This is a genomic window from Labilibaculum antarcticum (assembly GCF_002356295.1).
Classification (GTDB): Bacteria; Bacteroidota; Bacteroidia; order Bacteroidales; family Marinifilaceae; genus Labilibaculum; species Labilibaculum antarcticum.
Map to the genome: position 1 here is coordinate 3,178,706 of NZ_AP018042.1, position 16,842 is coordinate 3,195,547.

Consider the following 16,842-nt stretch of genomic DNA (forward strand, 5'->3'; position numbering starts at 1 on the left):
TTATTGATTGTGAGCGAAAACCAAAGCTTGATTTTTGCATTCAACTTTATGACGCTACCTCTTTCAAACAGGTTACAAATATTTTAATATTTTTTTAACGCTTACAATTATTTCATTATAAATCATTGTCTTAACTTGTCATTAATGAATTACAAAAAAAAGATATTGAAATTAGGGAGTAAGGTGTAACCGATTGTAGATCCTATGCGTCTAAGTTGTAGATGATTCAATTAAAAGAAAAAAAAGAAGTGAATTAACGCAACATTATGAAATGAAACGATGTCTTTTTAGTTGATGACTTTTGTTTTTAAAATTGAAAGCACAATCTGTATATGAAGTTTCAAAAGGATAGTTATTACATAGCCAAGATTAAAGAAGGAGATCCCGGGGCATATGCTTTCCTTGTAGATAAATACAAGAAGATGACATTTAATGTAGCCTTGCAATTAATGGGAAATCGTGAAGATGCGGAAGAAATTGCGCAAGATGCATTTCTGAAAGCATACCAGGCCTTGGATAGCTATAAAGGAGAAGCAAAATTTTCAACTTGGATTTATCGAATCATTTATAATACTGCGATATCAAGATTGAGGAAAAAAAAATTAGATGTAAGTTCTATTGATGATGATTTTACAACATCAGTAAATGTGAAATCAACACAGTCGGCCTTACAGGAAGTAAGAAGTATGGAAAGGAAAAAGTACCTTTCCGAAGCGTTGAAAAGGTTGTCTGGTGATGAAAGGAGCCTTATTACTCTGTTTTATTTGGAAGAAAATTCGGTAGATGAGGTTTGCTCGATAACTGGTTTAAGTGCTTCCAATGTTAAGGTGAAATTACATCGTGCAAGAAAAAAGCTTTACGCTCAATTGGAGCTGGCTTTGCATGATGAATTAAAAACGATATTATAGATTTCGAAAGAATATAAAATTGACTGAAATGAGTAAAAAAGAAGATATCTATAAAGATGATTTTATCAAAGAACTGATGAAGGATGTTGAGTTGGAGAATCCTTCTGCTCAGTTTACCAATAAGGTTATGGATGGGGTGATGCAGGATTGGCTTGCAAAACCTATTGAAATGAAGAAACCAATTTCAAGGAATCAATGGATTTGGATTAGCGGACTTATTATTCTGGTGGTGCTCATTCTTTTAGGAACCGATGTGAGAACCTTAGTTAGTACTGCTGAGAATCCATTTTTACACCAGCTTGATGCGGTATTACTACAGCCAATTAATCAGGTTTTAATTAAAGTATTTGAGAGTTTGATTAAGCTTCCTGTAATGGTCTATATTATTGCCGTTTCTTTGGGAGGATTAGCTCTTTTCGATAGAATTGTTAATAAAATATTGCATCACTAGATATAAGCAAACACAGTCGGTATTTTATCGACAACTTAGTAATATTTGACTTTTTAAATTTTAAAAAAACCGCACTTTTCAGTGCGGTTTTTGTATGTTCTAAAATGGAAGATCATCCTCTTCTGGTGCAGGAGGAACATCCTCTGCTCTAAATTCAGGCATTTCAGGAACTGGAGAACCAGCAGTTTGAACTTTTTCAATTCTCCATGCTTCAAGATTCGAAAAGTAGTTTACTTTCCCATCTTTTTCCCACTTACGTCCACGAACATTAAAAGAAACTTTAATTTCTTCGTTCAAAGAAACTGTTTCTAATAAATCGCAACGATCCTGTGTTAGCTGAAATTTGATGAAATCATTCCAATCAGAATTTCTTTCATTTTCAACTTCAATAACAAATTCTCTTTTTTTGAAACGATCGCTAATTGCTTGAGTTTCCTCTTTCACGATCATTTTACCATTCAATTCAAAATTCATAATGTTCTGTATATTTTGTATTATTCTTTAACGATCACAATTTTATCAATACTGTCGCCGGCACAAATTGCATCAATAACTTCCAAACCTTCAACTACTTTACCAAAACAGGTGTGCTGACGATCCAAGTGTGATGTATTTTCGCGACTGTGGCAAACGAAAAATTGTGATCCGCCAGTATTTCGTCCAGCATGAGCCATCGACAAAACACCTCTGTCGTGATATTGATTTTCACCATTCAATTCGCAATTGATTGAATAACCAGGTCCACCGGCACCGGTGCCATCTGGGCAACCACCTTGAATTACAAAATTTGGAATTACTCTGTGAAAAGTAAGTCCATTATAAAATCCTGATTCTGATAGGTTGACAAAATTTTCAACAGTCTTAGGAGCATCCTTCTCGAAGAATTCCACTTTCATAACTCCTTTTTCGGTATGAATCTCTGCGTACATCATTTTTATTTGTTTTTAATTATTTCAATTTTAAATCTCAAAACGAAAAAATTGGCTCATGAATGCTTTTTCAAAAGAACATGGAGCAGTAATTGTTTCTTTTTGTAAAAGCCTGTTTTTTTTACATATAGAAGAATGTGTTTAGTTAAAATACTCGTTGTGAGAGCATCTAAACGCAAATTGTCCATTCTTCTGAAAACAAGATTTTAAATTTACAACAATGCAATTGCAGTTGCAAAAGAATGCAAATCTAAAAAAAATATTCTTAGTCAAGAAAGAAAAAAGAACCCCTTCTGGAAAATTCCAAAAGGGGTAATTGTTTTTAACAAGTTGTCCTAATTAAAAGATCTAATCAATTAGTTCTTTGTTTCTTCTTTTACGATATCTAATAATTCAACTTCGAAAATTAAAGTCTCGTTTGCTTTGATTTCAGCTCCCATTGCACGTGGACCGTAAGCAAGGTTAGAAGGAATAAATAATTCCCATTTAGAACCTACAGGCATTAATAGTAATGCTTCAGTCCATCCTTTAATCACACGGTTAGCTTCAAATGTAGCTGGTTCGTTTCTTTTATAAGAAGAATCAAATTCTGTACCGTCAATAGTTGTTCCTTTGTAGTGAACAGAAACTTTATCTGTAGCAAGAGGTTTAGCACCTTCTCCTTCATTGATGATGCGGTATTGTAAACCGCTAGCAGTCACAACGATACCTTCTTTTGATTTGTTTTCGTCTAAGAATTTTTGACCTTTAGTCAGGTTTTCTGCACCAATTTTTTCTTGAAGACCTTTGATATAGTTGTTGATAATACCGTTTCCTGCTTGAGGATCAATTACCAATGAATCTTTATCAAGTGAAGCATATAATGCAGCCAATAGAACTTCTTCGTTAAGATCAGTAAGTCCGTTACGTTCTAGATTAGTACCAAAACTAGCTCCTAAACTATAACTAACAGAGTCAAGTTCATTGGTAAGTACTACATTTTTATTTCTTTCCTGATTACAAGAAGCCAATGTTATTAGTCCAAGACCAAATGCAAGAGTTAAAACTTTTAGTTTCATTTTTTGAATTATTAGGGTTATTAATATAATTATACGATTTCAAGTAACTCAACTTCGAAAATTAAAGTTGTGTGTGGGCCAATAAGGTTTCCAGCACCTTGTGCACCATATGCTAAGTCCGAAGGAACACATAATTTCCATTTTGATCCTACAGGCATTAATTGTAGAGCTTCCACCCATCCTTTGATTACTCCATTTACTGGAAATACAGCAGGTTCACCTCTTTTAACAGAACTATCGAAAACAGTACCATCAATTAAAGTTCCATGGTAATGACATTTAACTTTGTCAGTTCCTTTTGGAGTGTCGCCGTTTCCTTCAGTTACAATTTCGTATTGTAAACCGCTTTCAAGACTAATAACACCTTCTTTTTTAGAGTTTTCTTCTAAAAATTTTGTTCCTGCTAAAACCGCTTTCCCAGCTTGTTCTTCTTGTAGTTTTCCAAAAAACTCTTGAAGAATTTTATTAGCATCTTCTGGAGATAATTCAGGTGTTTTGCCATTGAAAGCAGCATCTAATGCTTCCATAAATGGTTCAACGCTGATTGTTTTAACGCCAGAGGTGATTAAATTACTTGCAATGCTTAATCCGATGCAATAGCTTACCTTATCTTGTTCTTCTGTGTACTTCATTCGGGTATTGTATATTTAAATTATTATAATCTTGTTTGATTTATGATTAGTAAAATCATAAGAATCGTCTAAGTTAAAACTTTTCTCTCGAAATATCGAAAATCAACATGTAATTAACTTTTTTTTGCATTTACTACTGATGCGAATGCAAGAGTATTTTCAGTTTGTTTTTTTTTGAATTACCCAATTTTTTTAGCTCGTAACATTTGTCTTTTCCCAGGAGGTCCAGGCAGACGTTTAACTTCAAAACCTGCGCCTCTTAATGCTTGTTTTACAATTCCTTTTGTTGAGTAGGTTGTTAGGATTGCACCTGGATTAAGATATTTGTATAACTTTTCAAAAATATCTTGAGTCCATAATTCAGGTTGAATATCGGGAGCGAATGCATCAAAGTACACCAAATCATACTTATCGGGGAAGTTTAAATCCCTAAGATCGCCCTGTAATTTGTTTAGTGTGAAATTTGTAGTGATCTTAACTTCCTGATTCCATTCTGCTTTGTGTAATTTGAAAAAAACATCCTTGTCGGATCCTTCAATTTGATCAGTGTAATTCAAACTTTGAATGTGTTCTTCCTTTATGGGATACAATTCAATGGAATGATAAATAACCGTTCTTTTCTGTTTCTGTGCCTCTATTAAGGTCAAAAAGCAGTTCAGTCCTGTTCCAAAACCAATTTCTAAAATATGAATTGGATCCAGAGGGCAAAAATCAAATCCTGCATTCAAATACACATGCATTGCCTCTTGAATGGCACCGTGCGTGGAATGGTAGTGCTCATTCAATTCAGGAACAAAGAGAGTATGAGAACCATCTTCTGTTATTTTAAGCTCTCGTTTTAAATTCTTCATTATCTAGTGGATTAATAATTATAGAGGTTTGACGTAATCTGTTTGGGATTATTCTAATCCAGAATCTCTGTAAAGGAAGAGGTGTATTGTTTTCGGGGTGCTTGTAAAGTAAGGCTACAAACCAGAGAAATAAAATACTTCCTTTCAGTATGCTGGTAATTGTTAATCCCCACCAAACACCTGTTGCCGAAACGGACTCCGGAGAGATCCAGTTCTGAAATAGTGGTAAGTAATCAACTAGAGTGTAGCTAAGCAAATAGGCAATTGGAATTCGTAAAATGTTCCCTATAATTCCAACTATTGCTGGCGGATTTGCTCTCCCGATTCCGTTAAAGGCTCCTGTTGCTGTTATTTCAACACACATAAATATCTGTGAAATACCAAGAATGAATAGGTAGACCATGCCCATTTTCACCACATTGTTTTCACTGTTATTTATAAACAAACCGAAAATAGGTTCGCCTACAAAAAGGAAGAGTAAGGAACTTATCAATCCAATAAAACCGGCTATCCCTAAGGTGATGAAGAAACCTTTCTGAATTCGGCCCCATTTATTTGCTCCAAAGTTCTGACCTGTGAATGTGCCCAATGCTGTTGAGAAGCCCGAGGCGGTCATCCACGAAAGGGCTTCTATTTGCGATCCAATGGATTGAACTGAAAAAGGAATCGAATCACCATCAGCAATATCATTTATCACCCTTGCTAAAATCATAGCGATAAAGGCAAACCAAGCCGATTGTACTGCAACAGGACCACCGACCTTTAGGATGGGAATAAAGAATTCCTTTTGAATTTTCCCTATATAATTTTTGAGCTGTAAAGGATTCTCTTTGATATACAAGTAGTATAGAAAAACAAGAAATACAGCTAGCTGAGAAATTACGGTAGCAATTCCTGCACCTTCTGCGCCCATGGCTGGAATACTTCCCCAACCAAAAATAAGGATAGGATCCAGTATCATGTTTATAACCAAACCAAAAGCATTAATCCAAAAGGAAGTTTTTGTATTGCCAACCCCATTGTAAATCCCAGACATGGTGATGTTGGAAAAGGTAAATGGCATTCCGATGGCAATTATCCGAAGGTATCTGAAGGCCGTTCCGTTTACAAAGTCACTATTGATTTTAAAAAGATCGATAATGGGTTCCGCAAATATCCAGACGCACAGAGCAAATGCAATTGAAATAATGAATGACAAACTAAAAGCATTTTTTGCAAATGATTGGGCGCGTTCCAGATTTTTACTTCCAATTGACTGCGAAATTCCTACTTCAGCACCAATTTTGGTAATAAATAGGAGTGATGCACCAAACCAAACCAGATAAAGAGCTATACCAACAGCACTAACGGTTTCGCTTCCTACCTGTCCCAACCACGCCATATCAGTCATATTGTACGCCATTTGTACAAATGAGGTGGCAATAATTGGAATAGCCAGTTTTATAATTTGCGAGAAAATATTCCCGCTTGTAAGATCTTTAATTTGGTTCACTTTTCTAGTTTTGATCTCTGAAAGAACAGATTTGATTGTATTTATTCCCTATTTTTGCAGCGTGCTTGGTTTGACGATACTAAAATATTTTTTTATTTAAGGGCGGGTAAAATTACAAAATTTGAAACGATTATTTTACAAATTGTTTCGAGATAATTGCTTTGGAAATGGGGGAGGAAAATCGTAAAATAATTCACGTTGACATGGATGCTTTTTTTGCTTCGGTAGAGCAGAAAGATAATCCTGAACTTCAGGGCAAACCTGTTGCGGTTGGAGGTTCCGAAGATAGAGGTGTGGTGGCTGCAGCCAGCTACGAGGCCCGAAAATTCGGAGTGCGTTCTGCCATGCCTTCGTCCATTGCGAAAAGGAGGTGTCCAAATTTAATTTTTGTTAAAGGACGGCATGATCGCTATAAGGAGATTTCCAATCAGATTATGAGTGTTTTTTATGAATTTACCGATTTAGTTGAACCTCTTTCCATTGATGAAGCTTTTTTGGATGTTACTCATAACAAGAGGAATATATCTTCTGCGAGTCTTATTGCCAGGGAAATTAAAGATCGGATTAAAGAAGTAACAGGATTAACTGCTTCTGCCGGAATATCAGTAAATAAATTTTTAGCTAAAATTGCTTCCGATTATCAAAAACCAGATGGTTTATTTGTTATTCCCCCGAAAGATGTAACGGAATTTATAGAGCATTTAGCAATTGATAAATTTTTTGGAGTTGGAAGGGTTACTGCTGATAAAATGCATCAGTTGGGGATATTTAGAGGGAAAGATTTGAAGGAGAGAAGTCTCGTTGAATTGACTCGTGTATTTGGGAAGGCAGGAGTTTACTACTATCAAATTTCAAGAGGAATTGACAATCGTCCCGTTAATCCCAATCGGGTTCGGAAATCAGTGAGTACAGAGCATACGTTTTATACGGATTTATCAGATCGGGAATCGATCAGGAAAGATATGATTCCTACTGCTGAAGATTTATTGCGTCGGTTAAAGAAGAATGGTTTTAGAGGCAGAACTTTAAGTCTGAAAGTGAAATATAGCAGTTTCGAGCAAGTGACCAGAAGTAAAACCATTTTGCAGGAATTGAATCAGCTCGATCAAATTCTGAATATTGCCAATGAATTACTCAATCAGGTTGAACTAAAAGAAAGTATTCGATTGCTGGGATTAACGGTCTCTAATAAGATTGATTTCTCTGAACCTCAGCAGTTAACAATTGATTTCTAAATTATTCAGCTTAAAATAATTTATAAGTCAAGGGTTTTTTATAATTTTGTCTTCCCTTCCAAAAAAGGGGAAGAATCAATTTTTCTGTTGTATTAGACATCCTATGAAATCACATCTACATAAGTCCTTGAAGTTATTGCTTTTATTGTTCGCCTTATCGGCTTGCTCGGTAACTCAAAAGAATAGCAATTCGACTCGTCAATCTAATTATAAGATTGATTCGCATATGGATTCTTCTTCGAAGAAGGATACTGTTTTTACAAATGTAATTGAAAGCTATAAATCACAGTTGGATGGTGAAATGAATGAGCTTCTGTCTGTTAGTGATGAAGCTATGCTTACAGGAAAGCCTGAGAGTAAATTGTCCAATTATATAGCTGATGCGATGCTTTCAATTGGCAAGGAGTTTTGTCTGGAGAATAAATTATCTCACTCTGTGGATATCGTAATAATGAATCAGGGAGGAATTCGGACCGCAATGCCAAAAGGTGAAATTACAAAGGGAAGAATGTTCGAGATGCTGCCTTTTAAAAACAAACTGGTAATTGTTGGAATGAAAGGGCATGATTTAAATATCCTTTTAAATCAAGTTGCCGAATTTGGCGGAGAAGGAATTAGTGGCGTAAAAATGGGTATTAAGGATGAAAAGGCTGTTGATATTCTTGTTAATGGAGCACCAGTTGATTTAGAAAAGGTATATCACATTTTGTCGATTGATTATTTGGTGAATGGTGGTGGCGAATTTTCTGCATTTGCAACAAGGGAAACGTTCAGACATTTGCATCTAAAATTAAGATCAGAAATGATCAAATACATTAGTCGTGATTATAAAAAAGGGAAACATATTTCAGCAGAACTAGACGGGAGGATTTACCATGTGGAATAGAAGAGACTTTTTGAAAAATATTAGTGTGGCAGGTTTGTTTTTGGGAACAGGAATTATTCCCAAAGCAGTTTCGGCCAATTCGGACAAGAAGAGTGCATTGCAGAAAATCACAGTGCTTCACACCAACGATTTACACAGCCGTATTGAACCTTTTCCAAAGGCTGATCCTCAATTTGGAGGCTTGGGAGGTTTTGCGAGAATCCATGCCTTGGTTCAAAAAATCAGAAAGGAAGAAGAATTGGTTTTACTGTTTGATGCAGGCGATGTGTTTCAAGGCACTCCTTACTTCAATTTCTTTAAGGGGGAAGCTGAATTTAAATTGATGTCGAAGATTGGTTACGATGCTGGAACACTCGGGAATCATGAATTTGATAATGGTATTGAGGGGATTGCAAGTCAATTGAAACACCTTAACTTCCCACTGTTGAATGCTAATTATGATTTTTCAGAGACAGAATTGGAAGGAAAGATACCTGCGTATAAAATATTCGATAAAGGAGATTTGAGAATTGGTGTTTTTGGTGTAGGCGTAGATCTGGATGGATTTGTTGAGCCTAAAAACAGAGGTGCTATTTCTTATGTCGATCCGGTTGATGTTGCTGAAAAAATGGTGGACATTCTAAAAGTCCAAAATAATTGCGATTTGGTTGTTTGTCTTTCACATTTAGGAAACAAAAGTTTATCTGATGGGGATTGCGATCTTGATTTAGCGAAAAGAAGCAGGGGAGTTGATCTAATTATCGGGGGACACACTCACACCTTAATGGAAACTCCGGAACGGGTTCTGAATATGGATGGAGAAGAGGTTCTTGTCAATCAAGTTGGATGGGCAGGTATTGCTTTGGGAAGAATCGATTTTTACATTGATAAGAAAAATAAGACTAAGTTAGCTTCTTCAAAACTACTTTCGGTTGATGAAAAATTAGCTTAATTGATACAATAATAGTTGTCAATCTATTGTTTATAGATTGCATTTAAAGATTATTTCAAATTGAAAAACTCCAAATTTAAATTAGATAAATCGAATTGGGCCTCTGTAGAAGGTTGGCTTTCAATAGTAGGGAATATATTACTTTTCGGATTAAAATACTGGGCCGGTTTGGCTACAGGTTCTATCGCTATTATTGCTGATGCCTGGCATACTCTGTCCGACAGTTTAAGTTCTGTTATTGTAATTGTTGGCGCCAAAATTTCGAAGAAACCAGCCGATGAGGATCATCCATTTGGTCACGGACGTGCCGATTTAATTAGTGCATTTATTATTGGAATCCTGCTCTTATTAGTGGCTTTCGATTTTATCATAGAATCCTATCACACACTGCAAAGTAGGGAGTCATCGGAATTTGGAAGCATTGCTGTTGTTGTTATGATTATTTCAGTAGTACTAAAGGAATTGTTGGCTCAGTTTGCCTATTTTGGAGCAAAAAAAACAAATTCAAAAGTGTTAAAGGCTGATGCCTGGCATCACCGCAGCGATGCTATTTCTTCTTTGGTTATTTTGGTCGGAATATTTGTAGGCCCTTATTTTTGGTGGGTCGATGGTGCTTTGGGAATGATTGTCGCTTTGTTGATTGGTCATGCAGCTTATGAAATTATTAACGATTCCATTCATTCTTTGTTGGGAGAGAGTCCTTCTGAAACCATTATTGAAGAATTAAAGTTGACCATTGAAGAAGTTCATCCTCATGAATTGGAACCTCACCATTTTCACCTCCATGTTTATGGAGATCATACCGAACTAACTTTTCATATTGTTCTTCCGGAAGATATGCCTTTAAAAGAGGCTCACGATATTGCGACAATATTGGAAGAAGCTATTCTCGAAAAATATGCTTACGTTTCTACAATCCACATCGAGCCAGATGTAGATTGATATTTAAATCTTATTGTAGTGATCTTTATTGTTAGTGTCTTATTTTTTAACAGATATTGGACTTTTCTGAAGTACTTTTTTGTTCTTTCTTGAGAAGAAAACTGCGGTAATTGCACCTCCAATTACAAGTACAGCACCAAGCATAGAGTAGATGCTCAAACTATCTGTTTTTATCCATTGTACATTGATCGAGGCTAGTATAGCCATAGTTAGTAGAGTGATAATTGGATTCACCGTTACAATTAAACTCACTTTGTAGGCTTCGGTATATTTAAACGCCAAGGCCAGACAACCGTAGGCTATAAGAGTGTTCATACCCAGAAAAATCACGATCATCCACGAGGAAAAATCAAGATTTGAAAAAGCTGCAAAATCAACAAAGGGAGCGTATAGAATTGCCGGTATTCCGTAAAGAACCATATTCAACAGTTGCGGAGGGTATTTTAGCACTAATTTTTTCTGTAAAGAAGCATATAAAACCCACATTACGGCTCCTAATTCTATCCAGAAAAATCCTGTGTTAAATGCTTCTGTGTCTTGTATAAAGACTTGCAACTGATTTCTGTAAAAGAGGAATAAGCCCAATCCTGCAATTCCAAATCCAAGTAATTGCTTGCTGTTTACTTTCTCTTTAAAAACGAAAATACCAACCAAGGCTAATAAAATAGGAGCGGTTTGCATTGTAATTTGTGCATTACTCGGACTGGTATAGTTAATTCCCTGCATAAACCCCAGGTAATTTACGCCCAATGCAAGTGCGGCAATCACCAAAAAAAGGGGTGGCCGTTTAATAATTTTCAGCTGCTTTTTATCCGTTAGAAAATAGTAAATAAACAGAATCGAAAAGGCAAAAGTAAAACGAAACCATACTATCGAAATAGGATCCAAATCATTTAAGGACACCTTCAGGAATATCGGGAGAAACCCCCATAAAAGGGCGGTGACCATGGCATATAAAACACCTTTGTAATTGCTTGAAATATCGGTAAGCCCCATTTTACAGCTCGAATTAGATTAATTTATTTAGAATGATTAAGCGCAGTCAAAAGTAGAAAAAAAAGGAGTAATCAATTCGTTATCAGTAATTATATTTGATGATTATTTTCTTGTTTTACTTTTTATTGGGTTCCGGAGCAGCAGGCAAATTAAAACTCACAAAGCCTAAAGATCTCCATACTTCTAAAACTTGATTCAGGCTTACCTCAAAAGATAAATATTCCGGATTGTCAGAGTTTAGCAGCAATTGATTGTTTGTAAGGTCTTTTTTTACCCTTTTATATACTATGCCATCATCAGAAGTCAATACAATACAGCAACTATTGTCTTTTATCAATTCCCAATCTTGCACATACTCGCATATAATGTATGAGCCGGCAGGAACGGGTAACATGCTGTCGCCCTCAATTTGAAAAGCTCGGTAGGTTTTGTTTTCTGATAGTTCGGCAAATGGCATTCTGAAATTTGGAAGTTCACCAATAAATTCGGCATCAGAATAACCATTAAGATATCCGGCAGCAGCTTTAACAGGAACTAAACTGATCATTTCCTCATTTTGTGGATCAACTAAAATGGGTAATACTCTTAGTTGATCTCCTTTGGTGTCTTGCTTGTTTTCCTGATCCGATTTGCTGATGTCCTCATTCACCAATTCATCTAAATTACGCTTAAAAAATTTTGAGTATTTCATCAATGTGGTTATCTTAGGCATACTTCGTTTTTTCTCGTATGCACTGATCGATGAGGCTCCGACTCCTATTCTGTGTGATAATCTGCTTTGAGATAATCTTTTGCGTAGGCGTAAATGTTTAAGGTTTTTATTTAAGTTTTGCATGATGAGGCTTTGTTCTGATGAAATTTTTCGAGTTGCAAATGTACATGTTTGTTATCTTCTTTTAGAGAATAGAAAAGTACAATTCAAATATTATTCTGTCCATTTACATTGGTTTTTACTCTAAGTAATTTTATTAGAGTAAATTAAATGGATTAAGAATGCTCAAAAATTTTTAGAAACAGGAAAAATAATTGAACATAATAAGTGAAGGAATAAATAGAGTGGAAAGTTATTAATACAGCATATTGGTTTAGTACCAACTACTCTTCACGTGATAATATAAAATATGAAAGCATCAGATTTATTTGTAAAAGCACTGGAAAATGAAGGAGTGGAATATGTATTTGGAATTCCAGGTGAAGAGAATCTGGATTTTCTGGATTCATTAAGGAATTCAAGTATAAAATTAATACTTACCAGACACGAGCAAGCGGCAGGCTTTATGGCTGCAACATATGGTCGGTTAACAGGCAAACCTGGAGTTTGTTTGTCAACACTCGGCCCCGGAGCTACCAATTTAGTTACCGCAGCAGCTTATGCACAGCTTGGAGCCATGCCAATGGTTATGCTAACAGGGCAAAAACCAATTAAAAAAAGCAAACAAGGTCGTTTTCAGATTTTGGATGTTGTGGATATGATGAGGCCAATTACCAAAATGACCCGACAGATTGTAAATGGGAATAACATTCCGTCCGCAGTTAGAGAGGCTTTTCGATTGGCTGGTGAAGAGAGGCCGGGAGCTGTACATTTGGAGTTGCCCGAAGACGTAGCAGCAGAGGATGTTACTGAAGTTTTGTTTGAGCCAAATCACATTAGGAGACCAAACTCCGATGAAAAATCAGTAAGGAAAGCTGTTGAAATGATTCAAAATGCCAAACGACCTCTTTTGTTAATTGGAGCAGGTGCAAATCGAAAACGAACATCCAGGGCCTTGTTGGATTTTATCGATAAAACAGGAATCTACTTTTTTAATACTCAAATGGGAAAAGGTGTGATCGATGAACGTCATCCTCAGTATTTGGGAACGGCTGCCCTTTCTGATCATGATTATCTGCATTGTGCTTTGGAACGGTCCGATTTAATTGTGAATGTAGGACATGATGTAATCGAAAAGCCACCATTTTTTATGGAGGCAGGCGGTAAAAAAGTAATTCATGTGAATTTTTTTAGCGCTCAGGTAGATGATGTTTATTTCCCTCAGTTGAATGTTGTAGGAGATATCGCTTATTCCATAAAGGAAATATCCCGACAGGTTAAAATTCAGGAAAATTGGGCTTTCGATTACTTTTCACGAATCAAAAAAGAGGTTGATATTCACATTTCCAGTGGTGCAGATAACCCTAAATTTCCAATTAATCCACAATACCTGGTCGCCGAAGTTCGAAAAGCTCTTCCCGATGATGGAATAGTAACATTGGATAATGGCATTTATAAAATCTGGTTTGCGCGGAATTTTCCTGCCTATCAGTCAAACACTCTTTTGTTGGATAATGCTCTTGCTACAATGGGAGCAGGATTTCCATCGGCCATAGGAGCTAAAATTGTTTATCCGAAAAGAAAAGTGGTTAGCATTTGCGGCGATGGCGGCTTCATGATGAATTCTCAGGAGTTGGAGACTGCGGTTCGTTTACAGCTCGATTTGGTAATTGTTATTCTCAATGATAGTGCCTACGGAATGATTAAGTGGAAACAGGCTGCTCTAAACTTCGACGAGTTTGGCTTGGATTATGGCAATCCCGATTTTGTAAAATATGCCGAGAGTTATGGTGCGAAAGGGCATCGGGTAACTTGTTCTGCAAATTTAATTGAAGTTCTGCAACAATGCATTCATTCAAAAGGAGTGCATCTAATCGATGTTCCGGTAGATTATAGTGAAAATCATAAGGTTTTAAATGAAGAACTTTATGCGAAAACCTGTATTTTGTAATATTAAAATTAATAAGCTTATACAATGAACACAATAAAAATAAATTCCCCATTCGATGGCAGTTTAATTCAGGAAATTCCTTTGCTCGATGAGCATCAGGTCGAAGAAAAACTCGCTAAAGCATATGCATTGTTTCATGATCGTTCTCGTTGGTTGCAAGCACACGAGCGTATTGCCATATTGGAAAAAACAAAAGCCATAATGCAAACGCGGGTCGAAGAACTCACGAAAATCGCAGCTTCCGAAGGCGGAAAACCTTATCAGGATAGTAAAGTGGAAGTGCTTCGTGCAATTAACGGCGTGCAATTGGCCATTGAGCACATTGGTCAGTTAAAAGGAGAGCAGATTCCCATGGGAACAACAGCGGCTTCTATAAATCGTTGGGCATTTACCCTGCGCGAGCCAATAGGTGTAGTTCTTAGCGTAAGCGCTTTTAATCATCCGTTAAATTTGGCTGTGCATCAAATAATTCCAGCTTTTGCTGTCGGAACACCCGTTATCATAAAGCCGGCATCATCAACGCCGCTATCGGCAATCGAGTTGGTGAAAATTATGAAAGAAGCCGGTATGCCTGAGGATTGGGCTGAGGTAGTTCTTTGTAATCGCCAAAATGCAGAAAACATGGTGAAAGATTCGCGGATAAACTACCTTTCATTTATTGGATCGGCCAAGGTGGGATGGAGTATGCGGTCTAAGTTGTCACCAGGAACCCGATGTGCGCTGGAACATGGCGGTTCGGCACCTGTAATTGTCGAGGCCGACGCCGATCTGTCGCAAACCGTGCCTGCATTGGCAAAAGGTGCTTTCTATCATGCCGGTCAGGTCTGCGTATCCGTTCAGCGGGTATATGTTCACGAAAATATTATCGAAGAATTCACTTCCAAATTGGTCCTAAAAGCCAATGCTTTGATTGTTGGAGATCCTATGGATCCTAAAACAGAAGTTGGACCTTTAATTCAGCCTTACGAGGTCGATCGGGTAGAGCAATGGGTAAACGAAGCTGTTGCCGAAGGCGCGAAAATAATGTGTGGAGGCAATAGAATTTCCGAAACCTGTTATCAGCCAACGGTTCTGCTAAATCCTAATTCTAAATCGAAAGTTTCTCAGCACGAGGTGTTTGGCCCTGTTGTTTGTGTCTATTCTTATTCCAAATTGCAGGATGCTATTAATCGCGCAAATTCATTGCCTTTGGCCTTTCAGTCTGCCATTTTCACCTCTAATTTAGATGTGGCTCTCGATGCTGTCAATCAATTGAATGCATCGGCCGTAATGGTAAATGATCATACCGCTTTTCGGGTCGATTGGATGCCTTTTGGCGGACGTGATGCTTCCGGAATTGGCACTGGAGGAATTCCGTATTCCATGCACGAAATGACTCGCGAAAAACTCATGGTGATTAAATCGAAAGTATTGTAATAATAGTCAAGGCGGAATTCATTTTTCGCCTTTTTTTATGTCTTGGGCGTGCCCCTTTGGGTCAGGCTTTCCGTTACTACTCCTCGCTCATTCTTCGCTGTGGGGTATCCACTTCAATCCTTCACGCATGCAAATAGTACGCTTTCGCTTAGGTGATTAGTGAATAAGGTGAGTCCTATATAAAATTCATTGATTTATAGCATTTGATTTAATAAGCCATTAATATTTGGTACTAAATGCTTGGGTTTTTAATGTTTTTCGGAGAAAAGGCTTTTAGCTAAAGGCTAACGACTTGTTCGGGCAATTGCATAACTCTCAAATTTTCGATTTGTTGGATTGTGTTTCCTTAGACCGAATTCACTTTAAATAGTGCAAACCAAACGCAATTTTGTCCATTTATTAACAACAGCCTCTGTGTTAACTTTGTAGTAAAGATTTATAATAGGAGGTAGATATGAAACGTCCATGAGTAAATAATTAGTAACGTACAAACAGAGATGATTATTTATGAATGGTAAGTTCCATCTGACAAATGAATAAAAATTAGAAACAGATGAAAAAGGTATTTCACGAGGCAGGAACAAGAGGAAGCAGTCAATTGGATTGGTTGAATAGCAAGCATAGTTTCAGTTTTGCAGATTACTACTGTCCGGAGCGAATCCAATTTGGAGCGTTAAGAGTAATTAATGATGATGTTGTTAAAGCAGGAATGGGCTTTGGAACTCATGCGCACCAAAATATGGAGATCATCTCAATACCTTTAAAAGGAGCGTTGAAGCATAAGGATAGTGCCGGACATTCCGAATTAATTAATGTGAATGATATTCAGGTAATGACCGCAGGAAAAGGGATCATGCATTCAGAATACAATGCATCTGAAACCGAAGATGTTCATTTTCTTCAAGTTTGGATCATTCCTGAAAAAGAAGGACTGGAGCCGAGTTACGATCAAAAAACATTTCCAGATTTAAATAAGGATGGGGAATTGCAATTACTTGTTGCTCCCAAATCATCACAACATAATAGCTTGAAAATTAATCAAAATTCGTATGTGTACCGAGCAAAAATAACCAGTGGAAATACACTGGAATATCAAATAAACGGTAACGCCAACGGAGTGTATCTTTTTATTCTTAACGGAGAACTAACAGTTGATGGCGAAATTCTTCGATCGCGAGATGGCATAGGGGTGAATGATGTTCAGTCATTGGAGATTAAAGGTATTGTTGATTCTGAATTTTTGATTTTTGAAGTGCCAATGCATTAATTAAAGGTCAAGAATGGCTTAAGCTAGTCAGGGATCTTAAAAATGGGTGTAATGCACCACGAAAAAGTACATTTCACAAGATGGAA

The 16,842-nt window shown here is 36.8% G+C and carries 17 protein-coding genes; 9 read left to right on the forward strand and 8 right to left on the reverse strand.

The window, feature by feature from the left end:
- Positions 1 to 332: 332 nt before the first annotated feature.
- Together ALGA_RS12540 and ALGA_RS12545 are read left to right on the forward strand one after the other, a co-directional pair.
- Positions 333 to 908: an RNA polymerase sigma factor gene (locus ALGA_RS12540; protein ID WP_096429622.1), complete on the forward strand. Its 576-nt coding sequence runs from the start codon at positions 333 to 335 to the stop codon at positions 906 to 908.
- Positions 909 to 936: 28 nt separating this feature from the next.
- Positions 937 to 1,359, forward strand: a complete 423-nt coding sequence (locus ALGA_RS12545) for a hypothetical protein (protein ID WP_096429623.1) — start codon at positions 937 to 939, stop codon at positions 1,357 to 1,359.
- Between the two features lie 99 nt (positions 1,360 to 1,458).
- Here the strand turns inward: ALGA_RS12545 and ALGA_RS12550 are convergent, their stop codons facing one another.
- From ALGA_RS12550 to ALGA_RS12575, 6 genes are all read right to left on the reverse strand, one after another.
- Entirely contained in the window at positions 1,459 to 1,833 is a 375-nt protein-coding gene (locus tag ALGA_RS12550) for a DUF3127 domain-containing protein (RefSeq protein WP_096429624.1), read from the reverse strand.
- 20 nt (positions 1,834 to 1,853) lie between these two features.
- Entirely contained in the window at positions 1,854 to 2,291 is a 438-nt protein-coding gene (locus ALGA_RS12555) for a peptidylprolyl isomerase (RefSeq protein ID WP_096429625.1), read from the reverse strand.
- Positions 2,292 to 2,644: 353 nt separating this feature from the next.
- The gene (locus ALGA_RS12560) at positions 2,645 to 3,346 is read right to left on the reverse strand and encodes an FKBP-type peptidyl-prolyl cis-trans isomerase (RefSeq protein ID WP_096429626.1); all 702 of its coding nucleotides are present in this window, start codon (positions 3,344 to 3,346) and stop codon (positions 2,645 to 2,647) included.
- A gap of 29 nt (positions 3,347 to 3,375) precedes the next feature.
- A complete protein-coding gene (locus ALGA_RS12565) occupies positions 3,376 to 3,978 on the reverse strand; it encodes an FKBP-type peptidyl-prolyl cis-trans isomerase (protein ID WP_096429627.1) in 603 nt (200 codons plus the stop codon).
- Positions 3,979 to 4,157: 179 nt separating this feature from the next.
- Positions 4,158 to 4,829, reverse strand: coding sequence for a tRNA (5-methylaminomethyl-2-thiouridine)(34)-methyltransferase MnmD (mnmD, locus tag ALGA_RS12570; RefSeq protein WP_096429628.1), 672 nt, complete (start codon positions 4,827 to 4,829; stop codon positions 4,158 to 4,160).
- Positions 4,804 to 6,321: an MATE family efflux transporter gene (locus ALGA_RS12575; RefSeq protein WP_096429629.1), complete on the reverse strand. Its 1,518-nt coding sequence runs from the start codon at positions 6,319 to 6,321 to the stop codon at positions 4,804 to 4,806. Before ALGA_RS12575 ends, mnmD begins: the two co-directional genes overlap by 26 nt.
- Positions 6,322 to 6,488: 167 nt before the next feature.
- Between ALGA_RS12575 and dinB the strand changes: the two genes are divergently transcribed.
- From dinB to ALGA_RS12595, 4 genes are all read left to right on the forward strand, one after another.
- Positions 6,489 to 7,556: a DNA polymerase IV gene (gene dinB, locus ALGA_RS12580; protein WP_096429630.1), complete on the forward strand. Its 1,068-nt coding sequence runs from the start codon at positions 6,489 to 6,491 to the stop codon at positions 7,554 to 7,556.
- 103 nt (positions 7,557 to 7,659) lie between these two features.
- The gene (locus tag ALGA_RS12585; protein WP_096429631.1) at positions 7,660 to 8,442 is read left to right on the forward strand and encodes a 5'-nucleotidase C-terminal domain-containing protein; all 783 of its coding nucleotides are present in this window, start codon (positions 7,660 to 7,662) and stop codon (positions 8,440 to 8,442) included.
- Positions 8,432 to 9,373 carry a bifunctional metallophosphatase/5'-nucleotidase gene (locus ALGA_RS12590; protein WP_096429632.1) on the forward strand — a complete coding sequence of 314 codons (942 nt, stop codon included), beginning with the start codon at positions 8,432 to 8,434 and terminating at the stop codon, positions 9,371 to 9,373. The genes ALGA_RS12585 and ALGA_RS12590 overlap by 11 nt, the downstream gene beginning before the upstream one ends.
- 60 nt (positions 9,374 to 9,433) lie before the next feature.
- A complete protein-coding gene (locus tag ALGA_RS12595) occupies positions 9,434 to 10,315 on the forward strand; it encodes a cation diffusion facilitator family transporter (protein ID WP_096429633.1) in 882 nt (293 codons plus the stop codon).
- A gap of 39 nt (positions 10,316 to 10,354) precedes the next feature.
- On the opposite strand, the gene ALGA_RS12600 is transcribed toward ALGA_RS12595, so the two are convergent.
- Both ALGA_RS12600 and ALGA_RS12605 read right to left on the reverse strand, forming a co-directional pair.
- Positions 10,355 to 11,311 (reverse strand): DMT family transporter, encoded by a 957-nt coding sequence (locus ALGA_RS12600; RefSeq protein ID WP_096429634.1) that lies wholly within the window; start codon positions 11,309 to 11,311, stop codon positions 10,355 to 10,357.
- 115 nt (positions 11,312 to 11,426) lie between these two features.
- Entirely contained in the window at positions 11,427 to 12,146 is a 720-nt protein-coding gene (locus ALGA_RS12605) for an XRE family transcriptional regulator (protein ID WP_096429635.1), read from the reverse strand.
- A gap of 286 nt (positions 12,147 to 12,432) precedes the next feature.
- On the opposite strand from ALGA_RS12605, the gene ALGA_RS12610 reads away from it, so the two are divergent.
- From ALGA_RS12610 to ALGA_RS12620, 3 genes are all read left to right on the forward strand, one after another.
- Positions 12,433 to 14,073 (forward strand): acetolactate synthase large subunit, encoded by a 1,641-nt coding sequence (locus ALGA_RS12610; RefSeq protein ID WP_096429636.1) that lies wholly within the window; start codon positions 12,433 to 12,435, stop codon positions 14,071 to 14,073.
- A 24-nt stretch (positions 14,074 to 14,097) separates the two neighbouring features.
- Positions 14,098 to 15,489, forward strand: a complete 1,392-nt coding sequence (locus ALGA_RS12615; RefSeq protein WP_096429637.1) for an aldehyde dehydrogenase family protein — start codon at positions 14,098 to 14,100, stop codon at positions 15,487 to 15,489.
- A gap of 553 nt (positions 15,490 to 16,042) precedes the next feature.
- Complete coding sequence (locus ALGA_RS12620; protein WP_096429638.1) at positions 16,043 to 16,756, forward strand: pirin family protein; 714 nt, start codon at positions 16,043 to 16,045, stop codon at positions 16,754 to 16,756.
- Positions 16,757 to 16,842: the final 86 nt, after the last annotated feature.